The following is a 23,930-nucleotide window of genomic DNA, read 5'->3' as shown; positions in this document are numbered from 1 at the left end:
GCGGTTATCGTACTTCCGGCCTACGGAGCCGGCGCCTCGCGCGATCTATTCGCGCCGAGGCGCCAAACTTCGGGCCTCCGCTGATATAGGTGACATTTGTGCCGGAAACGATCCGGCGCTTATATATTCAGTCGTCAGACGACGATATAATAAGAATGCAGTATTCCCAGCGGTCTTCAAACAAGGAGCGTTTTCGATGGCTACACCACTAGCATCCGCGGCACCGCCACGACGCGCTCGCAATCTTGCCGAGTTCGTCGTCGGCTACGTCACCGAGCAGATCGCGGCCAACGCGCTGAAGCCGGGCGACAAACTGCCGACCGAATCGCAGCTGATGAGCACACTCAGCGTGAGCCGCACGGTGATTCGCGAGGCGATCTCGCGCCTGCAGGCGGGCAAGGTCATCGAGACGCGGCACGGCATCGGCAGCTTCGTGCTCGAGCCGCAGCGCGAAAAACTCGGCATCGACATGGTGCCCGCCACCACGCTGCGCGACGTGCTGTCCATTCTGGAACTGCGCATCAGCCTCGAAACCGAATGCGCGGGTCTCGCCGCGCAACGCGCAAAACCGGACGACCTCGCGCGCATGCGGACCGCGCTCGACGCGATCGAGGCCACGCGTCACAACGGGCTCGACAGCGTCGACGCCGATCTGCAGTTCCATATTTCGGTCGCGCGTGCAACGGGCAACCGCTATTTCGTCGACATCCTGTCGCAGATGGGCAGCGCGCTGATTCCGCGCAACCGGCTCGACTCGGCTGGCATCGCGCGCGCCGATCCCGACGCGTATCTGTCGCTCGTGAACCTCGAGCATGAAAGCATCCTCGAGGCGATCAGCCGGCACGACGCCGAAGGCGCGCGCGCGGCGATGCGCATGCATCTGTCGAATAGCCGTGAGCGGCTGCGTCGCGCGAACGAAGTGAGCGAAGCGAACAGCTGATTCTCGCGAAGCTGGCGGGCAAAAAAATGGCCGGGAAAACTCCCGGCCATTTTTTTTATCTTGCGATTGCCGCCGCCCTTCCCTTCGATGCGCGCCCGGCCGATCGGCCCGGGCGCATCCGTTCAGGACGGCGTCACGCGATCAACCGCGCGTGAGTTCGCCGTCGCGACGACGCCACAATTCCAGCGGATTACCGTCGGCCAGCGTTTGCGGCAGCAGCTCGGCCGGGAAGTCCTGGTAGCACACCGGGCGCAGGAAGCGGTCGATCGACGTCGTGCCGACCGAGGTCGCGCGGCTGTCCGACGTTGCCGGGAACGGGCCGCCGTGGACCATCGCGTGGCACACTTCGACGCCGGTCGGGAAGCCATTGACCAGAATCCGGCCGGCCTTGCGCTCGAGAATCGGCACCAGCTTTTTCGCAGCCGCGACATCGGCGCTATCCATCAGCAGCGTCGCAGTCAGCTGGCCGGCGAAGTGCCCGGCGACCTTCAGCATTTCCTGCTCGTCCTTGCAGCGGATGATCGTCGACACCGGGCCGAACACTTCGTCTTCGAGCGCCGGGTTCGCGAGGAACGTCTGCGCGTCGGTCACGAACAGCGCCGCGCAAGCCTGGGTCGGGCCGGTCGCGGCGACGCCGCGTGCCACGACCTCGACGCCCCTGGTCGCGGCCAGCTTGCCTTCGCCGTCTTCATACGCGGCGTGGATGCCCGAGGTCAGCATGGTCTGCGCCGGCTTCGCGGCGAGCGCTTCCGATGCCGCCGCGACGAAGCCCTTCAGCGCGTCGCTGTCGATCGCGATGGCGAGGCCCGGGTTCGTGCAGAACTGGCCCGCGCCGAGCACGAGCGAGTCGACGAAACCGCGCGCGATGCTGTCGCCGCGTGCCGTCAGAGCGTTCGGCAGCAGGAACACCGGGTTGATGCTGCTCATTTCCGCGTAAACCGGGATCGGCTCCGGACGTGCCGCCGCGACACGCATCAGCGACGTGCCGCCCGCGCGCGAACCGGTGAAGCCGACCGCCTTGATGGCCGGGTGCGCCACCAGCGCCTCGCCGACCGAATTGCCCGCGCCGACGATCATCGAGAACACGCCGTCGGGCAAATCCATTTCCTGCGCGACGCGCTGGATCACACGACCGACCAGCTCCGACGTGCCCAGGTGCGCGCGGTGCGCCTTCACGACGACCGGGCAGCCCGCGGCCAGCGCCGCGGCCGTGTCGCCGCCCGCCACCGAGAACGCCAGCGGGAAGTTGCTCGCGCCGAACACGGCGACCGGGCCGAGCGCGATCTTTTGCATACGCAGATCGGAGCGCGGCAGCGGCTTGCGCTCCGGCAGCGGCGAATCGAGCGTCGCGTTGAGCCACTGGCCCGCGCGCACGGTCTGCGCGAACAGCTTCAGCTGGCCGGTGGTGCGGCCGCGCTCGCCTTCCAGACGCGCCTTCGGCAGGCCCGATTCAGCCTGCGCGCGTTCGATCAGCTCGTCGCCGAGCGCGGTGATGCCGTCCGCGATACGATCCAGAAACTCGGCGCGCACTGAGAGCGGCAGTTGACGATAGGCGTCGAACGCCTGCTGCGCGAGCGCGCACGCCTGCTCGACGTTCTCGACGGTACCGCTGCCGAACACCGGCTCGGCAATCTCGGAACCCGTGGCAGGATTGAACGCGCGCAGCGGTTTTTCTTCGCCGCGCACGGCTTTGCGACCGATCAGCATTTCGCCGGTAATAGGCATTTTTTGGCTTTCCTTAATGAAGGCTAAAGATATAGGTCATCCTACAACATTGCGGGGGCTCCGTGCAACCCGGAACGCTTGTCGGACAGGGACATACGGGTATACGCGCCCGTTACAACCGAGGCGCGCGGTGCTAATCTGCGCTGGTCATACGACGACTTATAACCTCGCATTTCGCGCGGTTTTGGCATTGTCGCAGCTTTTCCCGATCCATCGCAGTTCGAGGAGACACCGCATGCTCGCCGTCACGCCATACGAATCCTTGCCCAACCGCTTCCGGCGCGCGGTGCGCGAGGGAAAAACCCAGATCGGCTGCTGGGCGTCGCTCGCCAGCCCGATCGCCACTGAACTGCTCGGCACGGTCGGCTTCGACTGGATGCTGCTGGACGCCGAACACGCGCCCAACGACGTGCTCACGCTGATCCCGCAGTTGATGGCGCTCAAGGATAGCGGCAGCGCTCCGGTCGTCCGACCACCGGCTAACGACAGCGTCGTGATCAAACGCTTTCTCGACAGCGGCTTCTCGAACTTCCTCGTGCCCTTCGTCGACAGCGCCGACGACGCCGCCCGCGCGGTGGCCTCGACGCGCTACCCGCCGCAGGGCATCCGCGGCGTGTCGGTCGGCCATCGCGGCAACCGCTATGGCACCGTGCCCGACTACTTCGCGATCGCCAACGACAACGTCTGCGTGATTTCGCAGATCGAAAGCCGCAAGGCGGTCGAGAATATCGACAGCATCCTCGCGGTGGACGGCATCGATGCGGTCTTCATCGGTCCGTCCGATCTCGCAGCCTCGTATGGCCACCTCGGCAACGCGAGCCATCCGGACGTGCAGCAGGCGATCGCGCATGTGTTCGAGCGCGCGCAGGCGGCCGGCAAGTCGAGTGGCATTCTCGCGCCGGTGCAGGCCGACGCGGAACGTTATCTGTCGATGGGCGCGCGCGTCGTCGCCGTCTGCGCGGATCTCGGGCTGCTCAAGGGCGCCGCGCAGGCGGCGCAGAAACACTTCATGCAGAAACAGGCGGGAGAGGCTTGACGCAGCCGCCACGACATCTTTCGGAGCATTCCATGAAAAAAGCAGGCTTTATCGGACTCGGCATCATGGGCAAGCCCATGGCCGCCAACCTTCTGAAAAACGGCGTGCCGCTCGCCGCGTTCACGCGTAGCGGCGTGCCCGCCGAGCTCACGCAGGCTGGCGCGGTCGCATGCGAGAACCCCGCCGCGCTCGCCGCGCACGCGGATGTGATCTTCATCATGGTGCCGGACACGCCGGACGTCGAACGCGTGCTGTTCGGCGAGAACGGCCTCGCGAGCGCGCTGCGCGCCGGCCAAACCGTCGTCGACATGAGCTCGATCTCGCCGATGGCGACTCGCGACTTCGCGGCGCGCGTGCGCGAAACCGGCGCCGACTATCTCGACGCGCCGGTGTCGGGCGGTGAAGTCGGCGCGAAGGCCGGCTCGCTGACCATCATGGTCGGCGGCGAACAGGCCACGTTCGACAGCGTGAAGCCCCTGTTCGACATGATGGGCAAGAACGTCACGCTGATCGGCGCGGTCGGCGCGGGCCAGGTGTGCAAGGTCGCCAACCAGGTAATCGTCGCAGCGACCATTGAGGCGGTCGGCGAAGCGCTGCTGCTCGCGTCGAAGGCCGGCGTCGATGCGGCGCGCGTGCGTGAGGCGCTGATGGGCGGCTTCGCATCGTCGCGCATTCTCGAAGTGCACGGCGAGCGCATGACCAGGCGCACGTTCGATCCGGGCTTCCGCATCGAACTGCACCAGAAGGACCTGAACCTCGCGCTGTCGACCGCGCAGGCGCTCGGCGTGTCGCTGCCGAACACCGCCACCTGCCAGGCGCTGTTCAACGCGTGCGTCGCGCACGGCGGCAAGGCATGGGACCACTCGGCGATGGTGCGCGCGCTCGAAGTGCTCGCGAATCACGAGATCGGTCAGAAGACCGCGTGATTTGACCTGGGTTCGAAATAGTTGCGATCGGGTTGTCCGTCGGTCTTCATGTGACTGATGGCCGGCTCGATCGCAATTCGTCGCCTGATCAAGAGCGACGCTCTTTCCGCGGCATCGCTCTGAATTGCCGCCTGATCCAGCGCTTCCAACCAGCGTAGGACCATCAACGCGTGAGCATGGCTCGCGACCTTTAGTCTCCCCTCAGTAACGGCAGTTGCTTTCGCAATTCCATTGTGAGCTACTCGCCCAGCTTGCGCCTGTTCACAGCACACGACGTGGGTATGGCCGCGCTGCCATGGCATTCGCCTCCATGCCCTTGCGCCATCCAATCCGACCAACGTCCGTTCGAGCGAACCATCGGGGACGCAAGAATCATCCTTCGCCCATTCCCTCTCTCTGTACCCGGTTGTTAGCTTGATCGCCCCAACAACGACAGAGAAATCCAAAGTGTTCAATGACCCAAATCCGGACGGCGTGCGTGTCGTGCTCAGCGCGCCACAACTGGCGGCGGTGCTGACCCGCCAGTCGATCAGCTTCAGCGAAATGCTTTCCAACCGGCTATGGGGCGGGCTGCAACTCGTCGGCGGCCTTCTGGAAATGGTCGGAGCCGGAGCGCTGTGTGTGATGCCGGAACCGACCATGGCAAGCAAGGCCGGATGCGTTGTGTTCGGCGTACGCGGCTCGGACACAGCGGCCGCTGGCTTGCGTCAGATCTGGACGGCGCGAGATACGGCGACGCTGACCCAGCAGGGCACGACGAAACTCGCCGAAGCGATGAAGGCCAGTCCCGATATGGCGAACAATATCGGTCTGTGGCTCGATATGGTCGTGCCGTTTGGCTTCGCTAGTTCGGTCAAGGCTATACGGACTTCGCGGATCGTGATGGGCCGGATCAGTCTGGACATGCACGAGGCGAAGGCGGGGAGCCGGATTGGCGGACATACGCTGCTGAAGCACGTCGGACGGACCGAAGCGCAGTTGCGGGAAAAGCTGCGCCTGGAACCGAAAAGAGACGTGGTATCGTCGTTTAGGGATTTAGCGGCGGCCGAATGGTCGATCTCTAGAGTGATGGAGTCCAACGCGTCTGAGATCAGGAATTGGGCTCAATCAAATCCGAGGCGATTTCTGACTTTATCTCAGGACGTCGGAAAAAAGATAGGCTATGGAGTTATTCGGGAAACCGGAGAATTCAAGGACATGAGCACCGTTCATATCGTCGTTAAATTTCAAGAATTCAATGGGATGCCATATTATATTTTTACGTCTTAGCTACTGAAATGATGAACAAAGAGTCATATCCTCAGTTCTATGTCTTGTTTGGCGGATATCTCAACCAGGATAGTGATCTGTTAGGCGATAGCCTGGCGGAGGTTGTATCGTGCTTCAAGGGAGACAGTTCTACAGAAGAAATTGCAGAGACGCTGTGCGAAATAGAAAAATATAGAAAAGAAGCAGGCGAGAATCTTGACCAGAAGTTTTACGAAGATTATGGATTTAATTTTTATCCGAAGTTGTGGGGATACACGACCGCATCCTTTTTTGACGAATTAAAACGCCTGCTGGACGACTAATCTGCTTGCCGGCTGCAACGCTCGCGGCGCAACACCGCATCCCGCAAACGGCCGCAAAACCGACAAAAAACGGTGCCCACTCATGGGGCGCCGCTTCTTTCACCCGATCGGCCCACCGGAGCCGACCGCAGATCACATTACTTCGCCGTCACCGCATCCGGCAACGTCCACTTCGGCTCCGGCATCTTGTCCGAACTCCTGGCCATCAGGCAGACCACGGCCGCGGCAATCAGGTCGAATACCGCCAGCACGACGAACAGCGGGCTATAGCCGATCTGCGTAACGAGCACGCCGAACAGCGCGGTGAACGCAGCGGCGCCCAGATAGCCGGCCATGCCGCCCATGCCCGTCGCGGTCGCGACTTCGTGTTTACCGAACATGTCCGACGTGATCGCGTACAGCGCGCCCGACAGCGTCTGGTGCGCGAAGCCGCCGACGCACAGCAGCGCCACCGCCACGTACGGGCTCGCGACGAGACCCACGCACGCCGGCCCGATCATGAACAGCGCGCCGACCACGAACACCATCTTGCGCGACGTGAACAGCGACACCTTTGCATACTTGTGGAACAGCGGGCTCAGATAACCGCCGAGCACGCAGCCGATATCGGCGGCGAGGAACGGCATCCACGCGAACATCGCGACTTCCTTCAGGTTCATGTGACGCTCGGTCATCATGTACAGCGGAATCCACGCGTTGAAGGTTTGCCAGGCCGGCTCGGACAGAATCCGCGGAATACCGATCGCCCAGAAATCACGGCTCACCAGCATCGCGCGCCAGTTGCGTTTCGGCGTGCTGACGTCATCGTGATGCTTCGCTTCCTGGCCACTCAGAATGTAGTCACGCTCGGCGGCGCCCAGCAGCTTCTGGTTGCGCGGATGCTTGTAGGCGAGCATCCACAGCATGCTCCACACGATGCCCGCGACGCCGACGATCACGAACGCCAGTTCCCACCGGCCGTGAAACAGCGCCCACACGACGAGCGGCGGCGCAAGCAGCGCGCCGATCGACGAGCCGATATTGAACCAGCCGATCGCAACCGACCGCTCTTTCGCCGGGAACCACTCGCTGGTCGCCTTCACGCCAGCCGGAATCCCAGCCGATTCGGCGAGACCCAGGATACCGCGGAACACCGCGAGGCTGCGCCAGCCCGTCGCCCACGCAGCCGCCGCGCAAGCCACCGACCACGCCAGCGCGAATACCGCGAAGCCGAGCTTGGTGCCGATCGTGTCGAGCACGAAACCGGCGACCGGCTGCATGAACGCATAGCAGAGCTGCCACGCCACGACCACGTGCGAATACTGCTCGGTCGTGATGTTGAGTTCCTTCATCATCGTCGGAGCCGCGACCGACAACGTGTTACGCGCGAGGTAATTGATGATCAGGCCGGCCGCGACCAGCGCGACCATCCACCAGCGAATACCCTTGATCTTCATTGCTGCTACTCCTCGTGATGCAATGCCCGTCAAATCGAACGGGACTTAAGCCTTGCGCGAATAGTCGATGCCGACGAAGCTGCCGCCTTGGAAGCTCTGGCACAGTTCATCGAGCGGATTCGGGCGCGACAGGATGTCTTGCGCGTAGTCCTCGGCGTTCTGCTTCGGCTCGTAGCCGAGACGCGCCGCGCCGCTGTTGTCCCACCAGCTGCGCGTGTTGGCCGACACGCCCCAGATGGTCAGGAAGCCGACGTCGTCCGCTTCGATGCAGCGCTCGAGGAAATGCATCAGGTCCTTGTGGCCGAACCAGGTGCTCAGATGGCGCTGCTCGGTCGGACGCTCGAGGCAGCTGCCGATACGCACGCACACGCTTTCGATGCCGTGCTTGTCCCAGTACATGCGCGCGAGCGCTTCGCCCCATACCTTCGACAGGCCATAGAAGCCGTCCGGGCGCAGTTCGCAGTCGAGGCTCAGATGCTCGGTGACCGGATACATGCCGATCGCGTGATTCGAGCTCGCGAACACGATGCGCTTCACGCCGTTGCGGCGCGCGCCTTCGTAGACTTCGACGAGGCCGCGCAGGTTGTTCTCGATGATCTCGGGCAGCGGACGCTCGACGCTCGTGCCGGCGAAATGGATCAGCACCTCCACGCCGTTCAGCAGGCGGTCGACGACCGCCGGATCGCGCAAGTCGCCGTTCATCACGTCTTCGCCGTCGACGAGCGGCGTCAGCACTTTCGAGCCCGCGGCCGAGCGCAACGGCACGCCGCGCGCGACGAATTCAGCACGTACCGCGGAGCCGAGCTGGCCGCCGGCGCCACTCAGGGCAATCTTCTTCATAGAGGTTCCTTTCACTGCGCCGCGCGCTAGTTGTACGATAACGTACTATCTGCGATGACCAAGCGGATTTCAACTTGGCATTTACCCTTAAATCGCAAGGGCCAGGTTCCGCATCCCATTTAAAAACAAAGAGATGCGAACATCGTGTTCGTGTGACATCGTATAACCCGCCTACCCTCGCGGGGGCCGGGCGTTCGGCGCGAGCGGCGCGTCTGAACGCCGCCCGCACTTTCAACCGATCACATCATTGCGTTACCGATCGCTCAGGAGCCGATGAATTCAAGCAGGTCGGCATTGACCTTGTCGGCCTCCACCGTGCACATGCCGTGCTGGCCACCCGGATACACCTTTAGCGTCGCGTTCTCGACGATCTTCGCGGTCTGCCGGCCGGCTGCGTCGATCGGCACGATCTGGTCATCGTCACCGTGCAGCACAAGCGTCGGCACGTCGATCTTTTTCAGATCTTCGGTGTAGTCGACTTCGGAGAACTGCTTGATGCAGTCGTACAGCCCCTTGATCGAGCCGGCCATGCCCTGGCGCCAGAACGAATCGATGACGCCCTGCGACACCTTGGCGCCCTCGCGGTTGTAACCATAAAACGCCACGGCCAAGTCCTTGAAGAACTGCGAGCGATCGTCGACGACGCTCTTGCGAATGCCGTCGAACACGTCGATCGGCAAGCCGAGCGGATTGTCGGCGGTCTTCAGCATCAGCGGCGGCACCGCGCCGATCAGCACGGCCTTCGCGACGCGCCCCGTACCATGCCGGCCGATGTAATGCGCGACTTCGCCACCGCCCGTCGAATGGCCGACCAGTGTCGCGTCCTGCAGGTCGAGGTGTTCGATCAGCGCGGCGAGATCGTCGGCGTAGGTGTCCATCTCGTTGCCGTCCCACGGCTGCTCCGAGCGGCCATGACCGCGCCGGTCGTGCGCGATCACGCGAAAGCCCTTGCTGCCGAGAAACAGCATCTGTGCATCCCACGCATCGGCGGTCAGCGGCCAGCCATGCGAAAAAACCACCGGGCGACCCTTGCCCCAGTCCTTGTAGAAAATCGAGGTACCGTCTTTCGTCCTGATCGTGCTCATCTGCTGACTCCTTGTCGATGAAGTCTGCCGTCGCCGGCAGGTGGATGAAGCGAAGCTGCTCGCGAAGCATGCGCGCGACGCATGACAGAACGCCATGCGGATACGGCAATGAGTAATGACCTATTGAGAAATTCCGCCGCGAAATAACATCAACACCAAATGAATGGCGAACGGATAATGCGCAACGAATACTGAAGAGAAATCGCTGAGACGGCCAGGCGGCAGCGTGCATCGTAGAAGTAAAAAAATGGCCCGGCTAGCACGCCAACCGACGAAGTCGGTTTGGATGGATCGATTGTCGGCTGGCGACGGATGCGGCCCGCGAGCTTGCCGCTGCGCGAAACGCATTGCTGCAGCGCGGTCGATTGACGCAGCGCACGCCACGACGCACATACGGCGATGCATCAGCCGCTAAAAGAAACTTGATAATCATCAATGGCTTGCCTCATTAACAAGCGCATTTCGCATAAAACAACGCGGTTCATTGACGCACCTCGCATCGCAGCAAATTTTGTTTCGATCCCCTACTCTTGCGCCATCTGCCCAGCGCAGTGCGCCCGACATCGGTCGACGCGCGTAAGTCCGCACATGCGGCTATCACGCACAACAGGATCATGAACTCCGCACTATCGGCATTCGATCTCGCTCGCATCCAATTCGCGTTCACCGTTTCTTTTCACATTGTTTTCCCCGCGCTCAGCATCGGTCTCGCCAGTTTCATCGCGGTTCTCGAATGGCGCTGGCTGAAGACCGGCAAGGCCTACTACAAAGATCTTTGTCTGTTCTGGTCGAAGATCTTCGCAGTGGCCTTCGGCATGGGCGTCGTCTCCGGCGTCGTGATGAGCTATCAGTTCGGCACCAACTGGTCGGGCTTTTCCCGTTTCGCTGGGCCCATCACCGGTCCGCTGCTGATGTACGAGGTGATGACCGCATTCTTTCTCGAAGCGGGTTTCCTCGGCATCATGCTGTTCGGCTGGCAGCGCGTGAGTCCGCGCGCGCACTTCGGCGCGACGCTGATGGTCGCGATCGGTACGCTGATCTCGACCTTCTGGATTCTCGCGTCCAACAGCTGGATGCAGACGCCGCAGGGCTTCGAAGTCGTCGACGGCCATGTCGTGCCGCTCGACTGGTTCAAGATCATCTTCAATCCGTCGTTCCCGTACCGGCTCGCGCATATGGCGCTCGCGGCGTTCATCGTCGCCGCGCTCGTGGTCGCGGCGGTCGGCGCATGGCATCTGCTGCGCGGCCGGCGCGATCCCGCCGTCAAGAAGATGTTCTCGATGGCGCTGTGGCTGCTGTTGATTCTGACGCCGATCCAGGCATTCGTGGGCGATCAGCACGGCCTCAATACGCGCAAGTATCAGCCGGCGAAAATCGCGGCGATCGAAGGCTTGTGGGATACCGAAAAAGGCGGCACCGCGCTGAACCTGTTCGGCATCCCCGACATGAAGGCGGAAACCACGCGCTACGCGGTGTCGGTGCCGCACCTCGGCAGCCTGATCCTCACGCATAGCTGGGACGGCGAAATCCGCGGCCTGAAGGAATTTCCGCCGCAGGACCGGCCGGATTCGACCGTCGTGTTCTGGAGCTTCCGCATTATGGCCGGCCTCGGCGTGCTGATGATCGCGATGTCGATCGCGGCCTGGGTGCTGCGCCGGCGCGGGCGCCTGTTCGAAGCGAAGTGGTTCCAGCGGCTGTGCGTCGCGATGGGGCCGAGCGGCTTCATCACGCTGCTGGCCGGCTGGGTCACCACCGAAGCGGGCCGTCAACCGTGGGTCGTGTACGGCGTGATGCGCACGTCGCAGGCGGTGTCGCCGCTGACCACGCAGCAGGTCGGTCTGTCGCTGATGACGTTCGTGGCCGTCTACTTCCTCGTGTTCGGCACCGGCATCTACTACATGCTGAAGCTGATGCGCTCCGGTCCCGCGCTGCCTGGCGGCATGTCGCACGACAGGCCGCCAGCCCTGCCGCAGCCGACGCCCGCGCAGACCGCGCGCCGCCCGCTGTCCGCCGCCGATCAGATGATCGACGCCGTCTAACCCACGCTTGAAGAGAAAGAACATGGACGTAACTGTCGTATGGGCCGCGATCATCGCGCTGGGCCTTTTCATGTATGTCGTGCTGGACGGCTTCGACCTCGGCATCGGCATCGTCTTTCCGTTCTTCCCCGACGAAAAGGAACGCGACCTGATGATGAACACGGTGGCGCCGGTGTGGGACGGCAACGAAACCTGGCTCGTACTCGGCGGCGCCGCGCTGTTCGCGGTGTTTCCGGTCGTCTACTCGACCGTGCTGTCGGCGCTCTATCTGCCGCTCGTGTTCATGCTCGTGTGCCTGATCTTTCGTGGCGTGTCGTTCGAGATCCGCGCGAAGTCGCGTCGCACGAGGCATCTGTGGGACCTCGCGTTCATCGGCGGCTCGGCGGGCGCGGCGTTCTTCCAGGGCATCGTGCTCGGCGCGTTTCTGCAGGGCATTCCGGTCGCCGATGGCGCCAATGCCGGCGACGGGTTCGGCTGGCTCACGCCGTTCAGTCTGCTGACGGGCCTCGGGCTCGTCGCGACCTACGCGCTGCTCGGCTGCTGCTGGCTGGTCGCGAAGACCGACGGCGATCTGCAGCGGCGGCTGCATCGCGTCGTCTGGCCGTTGACCGTGGTGCTGCTCGGCTTCATCGCGCTCGTGAGCCTATGGACGCCGCTGATGGATGCGGGCATCGCACAACGCTGGTTCCATGACGGGATCTTCTACCGTCTGCTACCGGTGCCGTTCCTCGTCGCGCTCTGCGCATTCTTCATGCATCGCGCGGTGCGCGCGCGCCATCACAACACGCCGTTCGCGCTCGCGCTGGCGCTAGTGCTGCTCGGCTATCTCGGTCTGCTCGTGAGCCTGTGGCCGTATGCGATTCCGTCGAGCATCACGCTATGGGAAGCCGCCGCGCCACGCACGAGCCAGACGTTCACGCTGGCCGGCGCGGCGGTGATCCTGCCGATCATCGTCGCGTACACGACGATGGGTTACTGGGTCTTTCGAGGCAAGGTGCGTCATGGCGACCAACATCACTATCATTGAAACGCAGCGTGCCCGCACATCGGCGCCCGCTGCCACTGCCGCGACGCCCAGCCGCAAACTGCCGGGCTGGCTGTGGTTCATCGCGCTATGGTGCCTCGGCGTTGCGGCGGCGATGTCGCTCGGTTTCGCCTTCAGGCTTCTGATGAATGCAACGTTGTTTGCGGTCAGATAGCGGCACGCGAACCCGTTTCGATCTGGCGAGCATAACCTGCTCGAGCGCGCAGAAGCGCTTCAAAAAAGGTACGCGCGGCTCGTCTACGTAGCAAGCCGGAACCTATGCGCGGGAGACCTGCCTTAACATCACGAAGCGCATCGAACGATGCCGGCAGCCGGCCACGCGCGTGGCGAAGTTAATCATGCTGCAACGGCGCATGCTGCAACGGCGGCAGCCCTCAACGGACAGGCTCGACTCGCGGAGACATCATGAAGTTTCTTGTAGCCGACGACCATGAACTGATCCGCCAAGGCGTCAAGGGCATGCTGCGCGGCTTCGATCCGGACGCCCAGTTCGACGAAGCCGACAGCTGGGAAACCCTCGCGAGCGCCGCGCGACCCGACGCGAATCACGATCTGGCGATCGTCGATCTGCACATGCCGGGCATGAGCGGCGCGATGTCGCTCGAAACGCTGCTGAAGGCGAACCCGGCGCTGCCGGTCGTGGTGCTGTCCGCGGAAGAATCGCCCGACGAGATGCGCGCGGTGCTCGCGGCCGGCGCGCTCGGCTTCGTGCCGAAACGCCAGCCCGCCAGCGTGATGCTGAAGGCGATCGAGCTGGTGCTGTCCGGCGGTGCCTATGTGCCAATCGAGGCGCTCAGTCTGCTCGGTTCGCGCGAGACGCAGGCGGCCGGATGCGCGGGGGCCGATGCGAATGGACCGGCTGTCGTGCCGGTTCCGAGCGCCGCTCCGCAGAGCGAACCGCTCAGGCAGGCGCCGTCGCTGCAACCGCACCAGCAGCATCTGCTGGAGAACCTGTCACCCCGTCAGCAGGACATCATGCGGCTCGTGCATCGCGGCTGGACCAACAAGATGATCGCGCGCGAGCTCGGCGTCGCCGAAGGTACGGTGAAGGTGCATCTGTCGGTGATCTTCCGGGCGCTCGGCGTGCACAACCGGTCGACGGCGATCGCGGTGATCAATGGATGGCTGGAGGCGGGGAAGACGTTGTAGCGCCTGGCGCCGCGGGCGACGGCGCTGGGTCGGCCTCCGCCGCCCGTTGCCCCAACACCACCGCGCTCGCCAGCCGTCCCTGGTCCACCGCCTCCTGCCACAGCATGTCCAGCGTGCGCCGCAATCGTGCCGGCGTCACCGGCTTGTGCAGCACTGGAATTCCCTGCAGCGCGAGCGCCGCCAGTTCCGCCGACGCCATATCGCCAGTAATCAGCAGCGTCACCACATTGCCATGCCCCGCGTGCGCCAGCACGCCGCGCAATGCGCTGAGCGCCTGCGCGCCGGTGCGGTGATTCGCGAGCTGATAGTCGCACAGCACCGCGTCGGGCACGAAGCCATCCGCGAGCGCGGCGAGCGCCGCGGCTTCGTCACGCGCACCGCGCACGTTGCAGCCCCAGCGCTCGAGTAGACTCGCGAGGCCCTCGAGTATCGACGGATCGTCGTCGATGCACAGCACGCGCCGCCCTTGCGCGGTCGGGCCGCCCACGACCGAATCGTTCAGACTTGCGACGATGCCGCTCGCGTCGCCCGCCTGCACCGCAAAGCGGAACACCGAGCCGCGCCCCGGCGCCGAGCGCAGCTGCAACTCGCCGCCGAGCAGACCGACGAGCCGCCTGACGGTCGGCAGCCCGAGCCCGTGCCCTTGGCGCGCGTCGCGCTGCGGATTCTCGACCTGATAAAACTCCTCGAAGATGCGCTCGTGCTCTTGCGGCGCAATGCCGACGCCCGAATCGCGCACCTCGATATAGCCGCCCTTCTGTCGCCCCGCGCGCCGCAAGCCGAGCCAGATAGCGCCTTGCTCGGTGTAACGCACCGCGTTCGACAGCAGATTGCTCAGCACGCGTTCGAGCAGCACCGGATCGTCGTAGACGACCATCGAAGTCGGCGCGATGCGCAGCGCGAGCCCCTTCGCCGCGGCCTGGGGGCGATACTGGCTGCCCACCCGCTCGAACAGCTCGGAGAGCCGGAAGTGCAACCGGATCACCTGGGTCACGCCGCTTTCGAGCCGCGCAAGATCGAGCACCTGGTTGAACAGCTGATTGAGCGCCTCGACGTTATAGACGATGTGCCCGGCGGTCTTCGCGTGCTGCGCGGGCGTCGCCGCCGGGTCGTTCAGCGACGCCGCGAGCAGGCCGATCGCATGCAGCGGCTGACGCAGATCGTGGCTTGCCGCCGCGAAAAAGCGCGTTTTCGCGAGGCTCGCTTCTTCGGCGACGCACTTTTGCGCGGCAAGGGATTGCGCGAGGTATTGCTGATCGACACGCGCCTGCACGACCTGGCGAAACAGCTTGCGATAGCTCATCGCATAGACATTGATCGCGCAGAAGAAGAACGCCAGCACGATCGCCAGTATGGTGCGATCGAATGTGTGCGAGCCGAAATGCAGCACGATCGACGGCAGCAGCAGGAACGGAATCGACGTCGAAAAATTGAGGAGATCGAAGCCATTCGACATGAACACGCCCGCCGCGAGCGTCACCAGCATCACGGTATGCAATAGCGGCAGATCGGTCTGCGGACTCTGGAATGCGAACCACACCGCGAAGCCCGGCCCGCTGTAAAGAAGCACGCCGCGCAGCGCGTGCAGATAGATCCAGTCGCGCGGCGACACCAGTTGCGGATAGCGGCGATTGCAGATCCACAGCGCGAGGCCCGCGCAATTGGCGAGCGCATAAAAAACGAAGCATGCGATAAACAGCGGCGGCGACGGCACATGCGGCCAGTAGATCGCCACCAGCACGGCGATCGAAAACCAGTGCGAAAAGAACGCGATTGGGTCCTGCGCGTAGAGCACGCGCACGAGGTCTTCGTCGATGGCACGCTGGATCGGGTCGGCCCGCATGGGGCGTTCTCCTGTGTCGATCGGAACGGGAGCAAAGGCCAGGCACTGACGATGCGGCGGTGCGAAAGCCCATCCTTCTGACGAATAGTCAGCAATCCGTCAGAAGGTTTACCCGGCAGTTTACCCATCAGCTAACACTTAATCCATATAGGCGAAGGCCTTGCGGCGAACCATACTGCATTCACGTTTCAACGCGGCATGTCAGTCGTCTTCCCTCGCCTCGTGGCCTACGCGCCGCGGCCCGCCGCGCTCCCCGCCAACCGTGATGGAGGTTTCCATGGGCGCAGTCCCGAGCTACGAGTTCGCCCGCCAACTCGACGACGCGATCCTGCCCGACCTGTGGCGCAGACGCACCCGGCTCTCCGCGGACGAAATGGTGTCGATGGTCGAACTGGTCAAGCGCGCGTTGCGGACCTACCACCCGCTCGAATTGCAGGCGCTCGGCGAGGACAAGGAAGAACTGGTCGCCCAGTTCATCTACGCGAAGGTGCTGCGCCTCGCGCCCGGCCACACCGAAACGAACGCGTGCGCAGACAGCGCGCCGTCCAACAGCTACGCGGTGTGCGCGTATTTCCGCCGCTATCTGATCGACTGCCTGCGCAGCGCGTGCCATCAGCGCAACGTGTCGATGGAAACCGAGGGCATCGCGCAGGAGATCGATCTGCACGCGCACGCGCTCGAAGACCCGGTGGCAAGCGTGCTGCTGCAATACGGCCTCGACGAACAGCACTTGCGGCGCGCGGCGCGCGAGTTCATCGAAGCGCTCGACGAACCGGAGCGGATCGTGCTGGCCGGCAGCCTCGGCTGGTGCTCGGAAGGCAAAGGCGGGCTCTCGGCGGTCGCGGCGCAGCATCGGGTGCCCTCTTATCACTATCGCGCGGTCAAACTCGGCGTCACCATGAAAAAGACGGCCGGCGCCGACGAATTTTCCAACACGAAGATCGGCCGCTGGCTCACCGATGTGCTCGGCATCGCGATCGACGTCGAGAATCGCGCGGCGATTCTGGTCACGCTGAATCTGCTCGCGGCGGAATCGAGCGATAGCGAATTCAATGAAGTGGCCGCGTAATAGTTCGGAGAACCAACAGGCCACATAAGAAGCGCGGCAACAGCGCATGACCACCCGGCCGGGCACCACCGGCAACGGCCGGCCAGTCATGCCGCCCTGAGCGTCGCACGCTACGACTTCGGCGCGCCCTCCACGGCGCGCTTTTTTTCCCGCATATTCCGCCTACGATAAAAAAGCTGCCATCGCACGCCGTCTTTGTTGCGAAGTCGAGCTTCCGTTCCCCGCATCCGATTCCAGACGAGGTGGTCCTGATGAACCGCTTATCGAGCGCGCCGACGGCGCTGCAACGCCATTACGAAGTGGTCGTGATCGGGTCGGGCTACGGCGGAGCGATCGCCGCGAGCCGTATGGCGCGCGCCGGACGTCGCGTATGCGTGCTCGAGCGCGGACGCGAATTCATGGCCGGCGAGTATCCGCGCACGCCCGTGCAGGGCGCCGAGCAGATCCAGTACAACACGGCCGAGGCGCAGATCGGTTCGCCGCTCGCGCTGCTCGAAGTGCACGTGAACGAGGACGTCAACGCGGTGGTGGGCTGCGGACTCGGCGGCACCTCGCTGATCAATGCGAACGTCGCGCTCGAAGCCGATCCGCGCCTGTGGGACGACCCGCGCTGGCCGGCCGCGCTGCGCGCCGACCAGGCCGGGCGCGACGACGGCTATGCGCTCGCCTGGAAAATGCTGTCACCGTCGCCGGTGCCCGACGATTTCCCGCCGCTGCCGAAGCTGCAGGCGCTCGAAAAATCGGCGCGGGCGCTCGGCATGGCCGAGCGCTTCAGCCGTCCGCCGATCACGGTCACGTTCAAGGGCGGCCCGAACGCGGCGGGCGTCGAGCAGCAGCGCTGTGTCGGGTGCGGCGATTGCAACTCGGGTTGCAACTACGACGCGAAGAACTCGACGCACATGAACTATCTGCCCGACGCGGTCGCCCACGGCGCGCAGATTTTCACCGGCACGGCCGTGCATTCGGTGCTGCGCGATCCCGACACACAGCAATGGAAGGTCAACTTCCAGCTCGTGAAGCTCGGCCGCGAAAGCTACGACGCGCCCGATCTGTTCGTGCTGGCCGATATCGTCATCGTCGCGGCGGGCACGATCGGCTCGACGGCGCTGCTGCTGCGCTCGCGCAACGCGGGCTTGAGCACGTCGGAGACGCTCGGCCAGCATTTCACCGGCAACGGCGACGTGCTCGCCTTCGCGTACAACACCAGCGACATGATCAACGGCGTCGGCTGGGGCGAGCACCAGCAAGGGCAGATTGCGCCGGTCGGGCCGACCATCACCGGCCTGATCGACAATCGCGCCGGGCAGAACGACGTCAAGGATGGCTATGTGATCGAGGAAGGCTCGCTGGCCGGCCCGGTCGGCGAAGCGCTCGTCGGCATGCTCGGCGCGGTCGCGCCGCTCGAAGGCGTGGATGCGGCCGGGCCACCGTCGCTGCTCGATCGCATGGCCTATGACGCGCGCGCGATCGAGAGCCTGCTCCGCGGCCCGTACCACGGCGCGCTCAATCACACCCAAAGCTACCTCGTGATGGCGCACGACGACGAAAGCGGCCGCATCACGGTCGGCGACCAAGGCCGCGCGCGCATCGAATGGAAAAACGCGGGGCGCCAACCGATCTTTCAGCGCATCGAGGACGTGCTGATCAAGGCGAGCGAGCCGCTCGGCGGCAAATATCTGCGCAACCCGATTTCGACGAAGATCGCCGGCCGGCGCACGGTGACCGTGCATCCGCTCGGCGGCTGCGGCATGGGCGAGGACGCCGGGCACGGCGTGGTCGATCATCTGGGCCGCGTATTCAGCGGCACGGCCGGCGCCGCGGTGCACGACGGCCTCTATGTGATGGACGGCGCGGTGATGCCGATGTCGCTCGGCGTCAATCCGCTGCTGACCATTTCCGCGCTCGCCGAACGCAATTGCAAGCTGCTTGCCAAAGCGCACGACTGGTCGATCGATTACACGTCGCAGGGCGCCGCCGCCGCGCCGCCCGCGCAGAAGATCGGCCTGCGCTTCACGGAGACGATGGTCGGCACCTATACGCCCAACGTGGCGGGACAAGCCGCAACGAGCCCGATCGAATTCACGCTGACGGTCGACTCCGACGATCTCGCCGATATGCTAGGCAACCCGGATCATCTCGCACGCACCGCCGGCACGCTGACCTGCCCCGCCCTCTCCGCGCAACCGCTGACGATCAGCGACGGCACCTTCAACCTGTTCGTCGTCGACCAGTCCGACGTCGACGAGCGCAACATGAACTACCGGATGACGCTCGACGCGGTCGAAGGCAACAGCTGGTATCTGACCGGCAAGAAGATCATCACGCGCACGTCGCCGATCAACCTGTGGGAGCAGACCAACACGCTGTATGCGGAAATCCGCGCGTCGGCGCGGGACGATGCGCCCATCGTCGGCACCGCGACGCTGATCATCACGCCGGAAAACTTCCTGAAGCAGCAGCGCACGCTCGAAGTCAAGCACGCGCCCGACCTGAAGACGCGCCTCGAATGGACGCTGAAGTTCGGCAAGTTTTTCGCGGGCGTGCTGTTCACCGAATATGGCGGCGTGGCCGCGCCGCTGCAGTTCTACGATCCGTACACGCCACCGCGCGCGAAACGCACGCTGCGCGCACCGGCGCCGCAGATCACGTACTTCGACACGCCCGACCGCACGAGACTCAAGCTCACGCGCTACTTCGATCCCGCCGCGGGCAAAGCCGCGAAGCCAATCCTGCTGATCCACGGCTCGGGCGTATCGAGCCGCATCTTCTCGACCGATCTGATACCGACCAACCTCGTCGAATATCTGTACGCGTCGGGCTACGACGTGTGGCTCGTCGATCTGCGCGTCAGCATCGAACTGCCGAGCGTGCTCGTGCCGACCAACGTCGACAAAGTCGCGCGCGAGGACATTCCCGCCGCCGTCGCGAAGATTCGCGAACTGACCGGCGCGCCGAACATTCAGGTACTCGGCCACTGCCTGGGCGGCCTCGCGCTCAGCATGTCCCTGCTGTATGGGCTCGACGGCGTGCGCTCGGCGGTGATTTCGCAGGTGTCCGCGCATCCGGTGCCGGGCACGTTGCAACGGATCAAGGCCGGCTTGCATATTCCCGACCTGATGCAGCATCTGCGCGTGCGCGATCTCACTGCCTATACGCAGGAAGATTCGTGGCCCGCAAACCTGTTCGACGAAGCGCTGCGTCTCTATCCGCTCGATCACGGCGAGGGCTGCGGCAATCCGATCTGTCATCGCGCGACGTTCCTGTATGGCCTGCTCTACGAGCACGACAAGCTGAACGAGACGCTGCATGCGAACCTGCAGGAACTGTTCGGCATTCACGACATGGCCGTGTTCCAGCATCTGGCCACGATGGTGCGCGCGGGCAAGCTCGTCGATGCGCGCGGCGACGATGTGTATCTGACCGGCGCGAACGGCATGAGAGGACTGGAGGGCATGCGTCTGCCGATCGGCTTCATCCATGGCGAGAAGAACGAAACCTATTTGCCGGTCAGCACCGCGCGCACTTACGACCTGTTGCGCGAGCGCTTCCCCGACGAACCGTACGAGCGGCATCTGATTCCGGGCTATGGGCATATCGACTGCATCTTCGGCAAGAACGCGGCGGTCGATGTTTATCCGTTGATCGTCGGCTATCTGAACGCGCATTGACGGCTCAGAACAGCTTGCCCGGATTCAAAATGCCGTTCGGATCGAGCGCACGCTTGATCGCGACCATCGCCGCAAGCTCGGCCGGTGAGCGCGAAATCGGCAGGAACTCGCGCTTCAGCGAACCGATGCCATGTTCCGCCGACACCGACCCGCGCAACGGTCCGAGCATCTCGTAGACGAACGCATAAACCGCGTGATGATCGACGCCGGGAATCGAATGACCATCCACGGTCAAATGCAGATTCGAATCGCCGATATGCCCGAAAAAATACGATTGGTTGCCGGGCCAGCGCTGATCGAGCGCCGCGCGGCAACGGTCGACGAACGCGCCGATCTCGCCGATCGGCAGACTCACATCGAAGTTGATCGGATCGAGCTTGAGCGGAAACTCCGCCGTGCATTCGCGGATCGCCCATAGCGCGCGCGCATCGGCGACCGACTGCGCGATCACCGCGCCGCGCAGCGTGCCCGCTTGCAGCGCATCGGTCAGCGCCTGGGCGAAGCGTTCGCCAGCGTCGTCCGCATCGAAGCCCGCGTGCTCGATCAATGCATAGAGCGGATGCGCGGCGTCGAACGGCGAGCGCGCGCCCGTCAGCTTCATGCCGAAGTCGTAGAAGTCCGGCCACATGATCTCGAACGCGCCGATGTCGTTGCCGAATCGCGTCGCGAGACGACGCAACAGGCTCACCGTGGCATCGTAATCGTCGAGCGCGACGAGTGCTGTGTGGCGTGCGGCGCGGCGCGGATGCAGCCGCAGCACCGCGCGCGTGATCACGCCGAGCGTGCCCTCCGAACCGATGAACCAGTGCTTCAAGTCGTAGCCGGTGTTGTTCTTGACCATCTTGCCGAGCGAACTGAGCACGTCGCCATTGGCGAGCACCACTTCGAGCCCGAGCACCTGGTCGCGCGCGGTGCCCGACTGGATCACGCGATTGCCGCCCGCGTTGGTCGCGAGATTGCCGCCGATCTGGCACGAGCCGCGCGCGCCGAGATCGAGCGCGAGTTCGAAGCCGGCTGCTTCGGCAGCTTCCTGAGCGGTTTGCAACGTCGTGCCGGCACGAACGGTCAGCGTGGCCGACGCGGTGTCGAGTTCTTCGACGCCGGCCAGGCGGTCGAGCGACAACGCGATATCGGTGGCACGTGCGATCGCGCCGCCCGCGAGTCCGGTCATACCGCCTTGCGGCACCACCGGCTGACGCGCGCGGTCGCAGATCGCGAGCGCGCGCGACACTTCGTCGGTCGTGCGCGGCAACAGCAGCGCCGCCGGACGCGTCGGCTCGTGGCGCGTCCAGTCGGTCATCGCGCGTTCGCCGATCTGCTCGCCGACGCGCACCGCGTCGGCGCCGAGCGCGGCGCGCAAGGCCGCGAGTGTCGCGGCGAGCGGCGCGGTCGCGCTTGGGGTCGGTGTCGTCTTGTCGTCAGTGATGCTCTGCTCTGTCATGCAGGCGTTCCTTGCTGTGCCGTCGCGGCGAGTTTCTTGCGATAGCCCATCGAATCGTTGATGCGGCCGAGGATATAGTCGCCCGCGGCGACCGGCTGATATTTGCTTTGCGCGTCGCTCGCGCCGAGTTCGCGCGGATCGACGAGCGCGCCATAGGTCGGATCGTAGAACGTCGCGATCGAATAGCGCTCGCGCCCCGACGCATTGATCACGCGATGCAGCGTCGAGCGAAAGCGGTCGTTGGTCCAGCGCGCGAGCAGATCGCCGACGTTCACGACGAAGCTGCCATCGACGGGCGGCGCCTCGACCCACGTGTCGTTGGCGATTTCGCGCACCTGCAGGCCGCCGACCTGATCCTGCCACAGCAAGGTGATGCAGCCGTAGTCGGTATGCGGCGCGACGCCGAACTGATCTTCATCCGATTGCGGCGGCTGCGGCGGGTAATAGACCATCTGCGTGCGCTGCATGCGCTTGGTGTAGCGCGGCGCGAAGAAATCGGCTTCGATGCCGAGGCTCACCGCGACCGCGCGCAGCAGATCGGCGCCGCACGCGCCGACCGCCTCGTAATAGTCATACAGCACCGGCCGCAACTCGGGCATGAAGTCCGGCCAGTTGTTCGGCCCGCGCAGTGCTTGCCCCGCCAGCACGTCGGGATCGTCTTCCGGCAGTTCGAGGCCGATGCTGAAGAACTCCTTGTAATCGGGGCGCTTCGCCTGGTACATCGTCGCGTCGCCAAGCGCATTGAAACCGCGATGCCGATGATTGACCGCCGCGCGGCGCTTCGTGTCGACCGGAAACGCGAAGAACGTGCGCGCGGCCTGCGCGGCGGCATCGATGGTCGCCTGCGGTACGCCGTGATTGACGATGTAGAAAAAGCCGATCGTCGTACACGCCTGATGAATGTCCTTCGCGACACGTTGCAGCGCGTGCGCATCGCCCGCGCGCACGCCGGCGACATCAATGATCGGAATGCGAGTGACGGGCATCGCGCTGCTCCTTGATGGATCGCTATTGCAGTTGTATATACCGCCGAAAGCATCGCCGCAAGTTGCTTTGCGCGCCTCGATATCAGGGCTTTTCTCTACTCGCGCGAGCATTTATTTTTCGCTGGAAACGCGGTATATACTGCCCTGCAAGATCCGATATCGCGCTGGCGGCGCGGCGGGTCGAGAACGAAGACTTCAACACGCCGGCAACCCGACACCTATTCGCCCCCCGGAGAACCCCATGCGTATCCTTGCAGGCTGGAAATGTCATTTGGTCATGCTGGCGCTGTGCGCGGCAAGCGTCACCGCGCACGCCGAAGACCAGCTCGCCAAAGTGAAGAAGGCCGGCGAACTGGTGGTCGGCACCGAAATGCAGTTCGCGCCTTTCGACTTCCTCGAAAACGGGCAACAGGCCGGCTTCAACAAAGACCTGTTCGCGGAGATCGGCAAGGACATCGGCGTGAAGGTGCGCTTCATCGATCTACCGTGGCCGAGTGTGCTGCCCGGTCTCGAAGCGGGCAAGTTCGATATGGTCGGCGGCCCGCTGACGGTCACGAAGGCGCGCATGGAACGCTATACGTACACGCTGCCCGTCGCCGATGCGACCGACGCGCTGCTCAAGCGCGCGAGCGATGCGTCGATCAAGCAGTCGTCGGATATCGCGGGCAAGACGGTCGGCGCGGGCAAAGGCAGCGCGCAGCTCGATCAGTTGAAGGGCTATGCGGCCACGCTGCCGAAGCAGCCTGAAGTCCGCGAGTACGTCGACAACAATCAGGCTTACGCGGACCTCGCGGCGGGCCGCATCGCCGCGGTGGCGAACTCGATGACCAACATCGCGTATGTCGCCAAGCAGCGTCCAGAGATGTTCACGGTCGTGCAGCCGCCGTTCGGTGCGAAGGTGTACTTCGCGTACGCGTTGCGTAAGGACGCCGACAGCAAGCCGCTCGCCGACGCGTTCAACGCCGCGCTCGTGAAGATGCAGAAGGATGGCCGTCTCGCCGCGTTGCAGAAGAAGTGGTTCGGTGTCGCGATGGAAATGCCGGCCATGATGCCCACGCCGAATTACTGAGCGCGTTTTGCGTCGGCGTCACGCGTTGCGCGATCGTTTCGTCATCGCGCAGCGTGCGTCGC

Annotated in this window: 19 protein-coding genes; 12 read left to right on the top strand and 7 right to left on the bottom strand. The window is 64.1% G+C overall.

From position 1 onward, the window contains the following. The first annotated feature begins 196 nt into the window (after nt 1-196). Nucleotides 197-940 carry a FadR/GntR family transcriptional regulator gene (locus F6X42_RS25625; protein WP_187636865.1) on the top strand — a complete coding sequence of 248 codons (744 nt, stop codon included), beginning with the start codon at nt 197-199 and terminating at the stop codon, nt 938-940. A gap of 141 nt (nt 941-1,081) precedes the next feature. Here F6X42_RS25625 and F6X42_RS25620 read toward each other — a convergent pair whose 3' ends face one another. Beyond that, nucleotides 1,082-2,665 (bottom strand): aldehyde dehydrogenase (NADP(+)), encoded by a 1,584-nt coding sequence (locus F6X42_RS25620; RefSeq protein WP_187636864.1) that lies wholly within the window; start codon nt 2,663-2,665, stop codon nt 1,082-1,084. A 235-nt stretch (nt 2,666-2,900) separates the two neighbouring features. Here F6X42_RS25620 and garL point away from each other — a divergent pair, with 235 nt between their 5' ends. The 4 genes from garL (at nt 2,901) to F6X42_RS25600 (ending at nt 6,198) form a co-directional block, all read left to right on the top strand. After that, nucleotides 2,901-3,701 carry a 2-dehydro-3-deoxyglucarate aldolase gene (gene garL, locus F6X42_RS25615; protein ID WP_187636863.1) on the top strand — a complete coding sequence of 267 codons (801 nt, stop codon included), beginning with the start codon at nt 2,901-2,903 and terminating at the stop codon, nt 3,699-3,701. Beyond that, nucleotides 3,698-4,627, top strand: a complete 930-nt coding sequence (locus F6X42_RS25610; protein ID WP_281394039.1) for a 2-hydroxy-3-oxopropionate reductase — start codon at nt 3,698-3,700, stop codon at nt 4,625-4,627. The genes garL and F6X42_RS25610 overlap by 4 nt, the downstream gene beginning before the upstream one ends. A 414-nt stretch (nt 4,628-5,041) precedes the next feature. Next, the gene (locus tag F6X42_RS25605) at nt 5,042-5,896 is read left to right on the top strand and encodes an RNase A-like domain-containing protein (RefSeq protein ID WP_312892910.1); all 855 of its coding nucleotides are present in this window, start codon (nt 5,042-5,044) and stop codon (nt 5,894-5,896) included. 8 nt (nt 5,897-5,904) lie between these two features. Next, nucleotides 5,905-6,198: a contact-dependent growth inhibition system immunity protein gene (locus F6X42_RS25600; RefSeq protein ID WP_187636861.1), complete on the top strand. Its 294-nt coding sequence runs from the start codon at nt 5,905-5,907 to the stop codon at nt 6,196-6,198. Nucleotides 6,199-6,335: 137 nt separating this feature from the next. Here the strand turns inward: F6X42_RS25600 and F6X42_RS25595 are convergent, their stop codons facing one another. The 3 genes from F6X42_RS25595 to F6X42_RS25585 form a co-directional block, all read right to left on the bottom strand. Beyond that, nucleotides 6,336-7,634, bottom strand: coding sequence for an MFS transporter (locus F6X42_RS25595; RefSeq protein WP_187636860.1), 1,299 nt, complete (start codon nt 7,632-7,634; stop codon nt 6,336-6,338). A 45-nt stretch (nt 7,635-7,679) separates the two neighbouring features. Continuing rightward, nucleotides 7,680-8,474, bottom strand: coding sequence for an NAD-dependent epimerase/dehydratase family protein (locus F6X42_RS25590; protein WP_187636859.1), 795 nt, complete (start codon nt 8,472-8,474; stop codon nt 7,680-7,682). 263 nt (nt 8,475-8,737) lie between these two features. Continuing rightward, the gene (locus tag F6X42_RS25585) at nt 8,738-9,559 is read right to left on the bottom strand and encodes an alpha/beta fold hydrolase (protein ID WP_187636858.1); all 822 of its coding nucleotides are present in this window, start codon (nt 9,557-9,559) and stop codon (nt 8,738-8,740) included. 614 nt (nt 9,560-10,173) lie between these two features. Between F6X42_RS25585 and F6X42_RS25580 the strand changes: the two genes are divergently transcribed. The 4 genes from F6X42_RS25580 (at nt 10,174) to F6X42_RS25565 (ending at nt 13,792) form a co-directional block, all read left to right on the top strand. Continuing rightward, on the top strand, nt 10,174-11,598 hold the full coding sequence (locus tag F6X42_RS25580) for a cytochrome ubiquinol oxidase subunit I (RefSeq protein ID WP_187636857.1): 1,425 nt from the start codon (nt 10,174-10,176) through the stop codon (nt 11,596-11,598). 22 nt (nt 11,599-11,620) lie between these two features. Then, the gene (gene cydB / locus F6X42_RS25575) at nt 11,621-12,625 is read left to right on the top strand and encodes a cytochrome d ubiquinol oxidase subunit II (RefSeq protein WP_187636856.1); all 1,005 of its coding nucleotides are present in this window, start codon (nt 11,621-11,623) and stop codon (nt 12,623-12,625) included. Beyond that, a complete protein-coding gene (locus tag F6X42_RS25570) occupies nt 12,600-12,797 on the top strand; it encodes a hypothetical protein (RefSeq protein ID WP_187636905.1) in 198 nt (65 codons plus the stop codon). The genes cydB and F6X42_RS25570 overlap by 26 nt, the downstream gene beginning before the upstream one ends. 251 nt (nt 12,798-13,048) lie before the next feature. Further along, nucleotides 13,049-13,792, top strand: a complete 744-nt coding sequence (locus tag F6X42_RS25565; RefSeq protein WP_187636855.1) for a response regulator transcription factor — start codon at nt 13,049-13,051, stop codon at nt 13,790-13,792. Here the strand turns inward: F6X42_RS25565 and F6X42_RS25560 are convergent. Beyond that, entirely contained in the window at nt 13,758-15,635 is a 1,878-nt protein-coding gene (locus F6X42_RS25560; protein WP_187636854.1) for an ATP-binding response regulator, read from the bottom strand. The genes F6X42_RS25565 and F6X42_RS25560 overlap by 35 nt on opposite strands. Nucleotides 15,636-15,912: 277 nt before the next feature. Here F6X42_RS25560 and F6X42_RS25555 point away from each other — a divergent pair, with 277 nt between their 5' ends. Next, nucleotides 15,913-16,704, top strand: coding sequence for a hypothetical protein (locus F6X42_RS25555; RefSeq protein ID WP_187636853.1), 792 nt, complete (start codon nt 15,913-15,915; stop codon nt 16,702-16,704). 251 nt (nt 16,705-16,955) lie between these two features. Then, entirely contained in the window at nt 16,956-20,372 is a 3,417-nt protein-coding gene (locus F6X42_RS25550) for an alpha/beta fold hydrolase (protein WP_187636852.1), read from the top strand. 4 nt (nt 20,373-20,376) lie between these two features. On the opposite strand, the gene F6X42_RS25545 is transcribed toward F6X42_RS25550, so the two are convergent. After that, nucleotides 20,377-21,813: an FAD-binding oxidoreductase gene (locus F6X42_RS25545; RefSeq protein WP_187636851.1), complete on the bottom strand. Its 1,437-nt coding sequence runs from the start codon at nt 21,811-21,813 to the stop codon at nt 20,377-20,379. After that, nucleotides 21,810-22,799, bottom strand: coding sequence for an isopenicillin N synthase family dioxygenase (locus F6X42_RS25540; RefSeq protein WP_187636850.1), 990 nt, complete (start codon nt 22,797-22,799; stop codon nt 21,810-21,812). Before F6X42_RS25540 ends, F6X42_RS25545 begins: the two co-directional genes overlap by 4 nt. Nucleotides 22,800-23,040: 241 nt before the next feature. On the opposite strand from F6X42_RS25540, the gene F6X42_RS25535 reads away from it, so the two are divergent. After that, nucleotides 23,041-23,868, top strand: coding sequence for a transporter substrate-binding domain-containing protein (locus F6X42_RS25535; RefSeq protein ID WP_187636849.1), 828 nt, complete (start codon nt 23,041-23,043; stop codon nt 23,866-23,868). Nucleotides 23,869-23,930 lie beyond the last annotated feature (62 nt).

The organism is Paraburkholderia podalyriae (assembly GCF_014397785.1).
GTDB lineage: Bacteria > Pseudomonadota > Gammaproteobacteria > Burkholderiales > Burkholderiaceae > Paraburkholderia > Paraburkholderia podalyriae.
The sequence above is the reverse complement of the archived record's forward strand: the minus strand, read 5'-3'. Positions and strand labels throughout refer to the sequence as shown.

Bases quoted from the DNA above. Each gene is read 5' to 3' on its own strand.
- F6X42_RS25625 (WP_187636865.1), top strand. From the start codon at position 197: ATGGCTACACCACTAGCATCCGCGGCACCGCCACGACGCGCTCGCAAT.
- F6X42_RS25620 (WP_187636864.1), bottom strand. From the start codon at position 2,665: ATGCCTATTACCGGCGAAATGCTGATCGGTCGCAAAGCCGTGCGCGGC.
- garL (WP_187636863.1), top strand. From the start codon at position 2,901: ATGCTCGCCGTCACGCCATACGAATCCTTGCCCAACCGCTTCCGGCGC.
- F6X42_RS25600 (WP_187636861.1), top strand. From the start codon at position 5,905: ATGATGAACAAAGAGTCATATCCTCAGTTCTATGTCTTGTTTGGCGGA.
- F6X42_RS25595 (WP_187636860.1), bottom strand. From the start codon at position 7,634: ATGAAGATCAAGGGTATTCGCTGGTGGATGGTCGCGCTGGTCGCGGCC.
- F6X42_RS25590 (WP_187636859.1), bottom strand. From the start codon at position 8,474: ATGAAGAAGATTGCCCTGAGTGGCGCCGGCGGCCAGCTCGGCTCCGCG.
- F6X42_RS25585 (WP_187636858.1), bottom strand. From the start codon at position 9,559: ATGAGCACGATCAGGACGAAAGACGGTACCTCGATTTTCTACAAGGAC.
- F6X42_RS25580 (WP_187636857.1), top strand. From the start codon at position 10,174: ATGAACTCCGCACTATCGGCATTCGATCTCGCTCGCATCCAATTCGCG.
- cydB (WP_187636856.1), top strand. From the start codon at position 11,621: ATGGACGTAACTGTCGTATGGGCCGCGATCATCGCGCTGGGCCTTTTC.
- F6X42_RS25570 (WP_187636905.1), top strand. From the start codon at position 12,600: ATGGCGACCAACATCACTATCATTGAAACGCAGCGTGCCCGCACATCG.
- F6X42_RS25565 (WP_187636855.1), top strand. From the start codon at position 13,049: ATGAAGTTTCTTGTAGCCGACGACCATGAACTGATCCGCCAAGGCGTC.
- F6X42_RS25560 (WP_187636854.1), bottom strand. From the start codon at position 15,635: ATGCGGGCCGACCCGATCCAGCGTGCCATCGACGAAGACCTCGTGCGC.
- F6X42_RS25555 (WP_187636853.1), top strand. From the start codon at position 15,913: ATGGGCGCAGTCCCGAGCTACGAGTTCGCCCGCCAACTCGACGACGCG.
- F6X42_RS25550 (WP_187636852.1), top strand. From the start codon at position 16,956: ATGAACCGCTTATCGAGCGCGCCGACGGCGCTGCAACGCCATTACGAA.
- F6X42_RS25545 (WP_187636851.1), bottom strand. From the start codon at position 21,813: ATGACAGAGCAGAGCATCACTGACGACAAGACGACACCGACCCCAAGC.
- F6X42_RS25540 (WP_187636850.1), bottom strand. From the start codon at position 22,799: ATGCCCGTCACTCGCATTCCGATCATTGATGTCGCCGGCGTGCGCGCG.
- F6X42_RS25535 (WP_187636849.1), top strand. From the start codon at position 23,041: ATGCGTATCCTTGCAGGCTGGAAATGTCATTTGGTCATGCTGGCGCTG.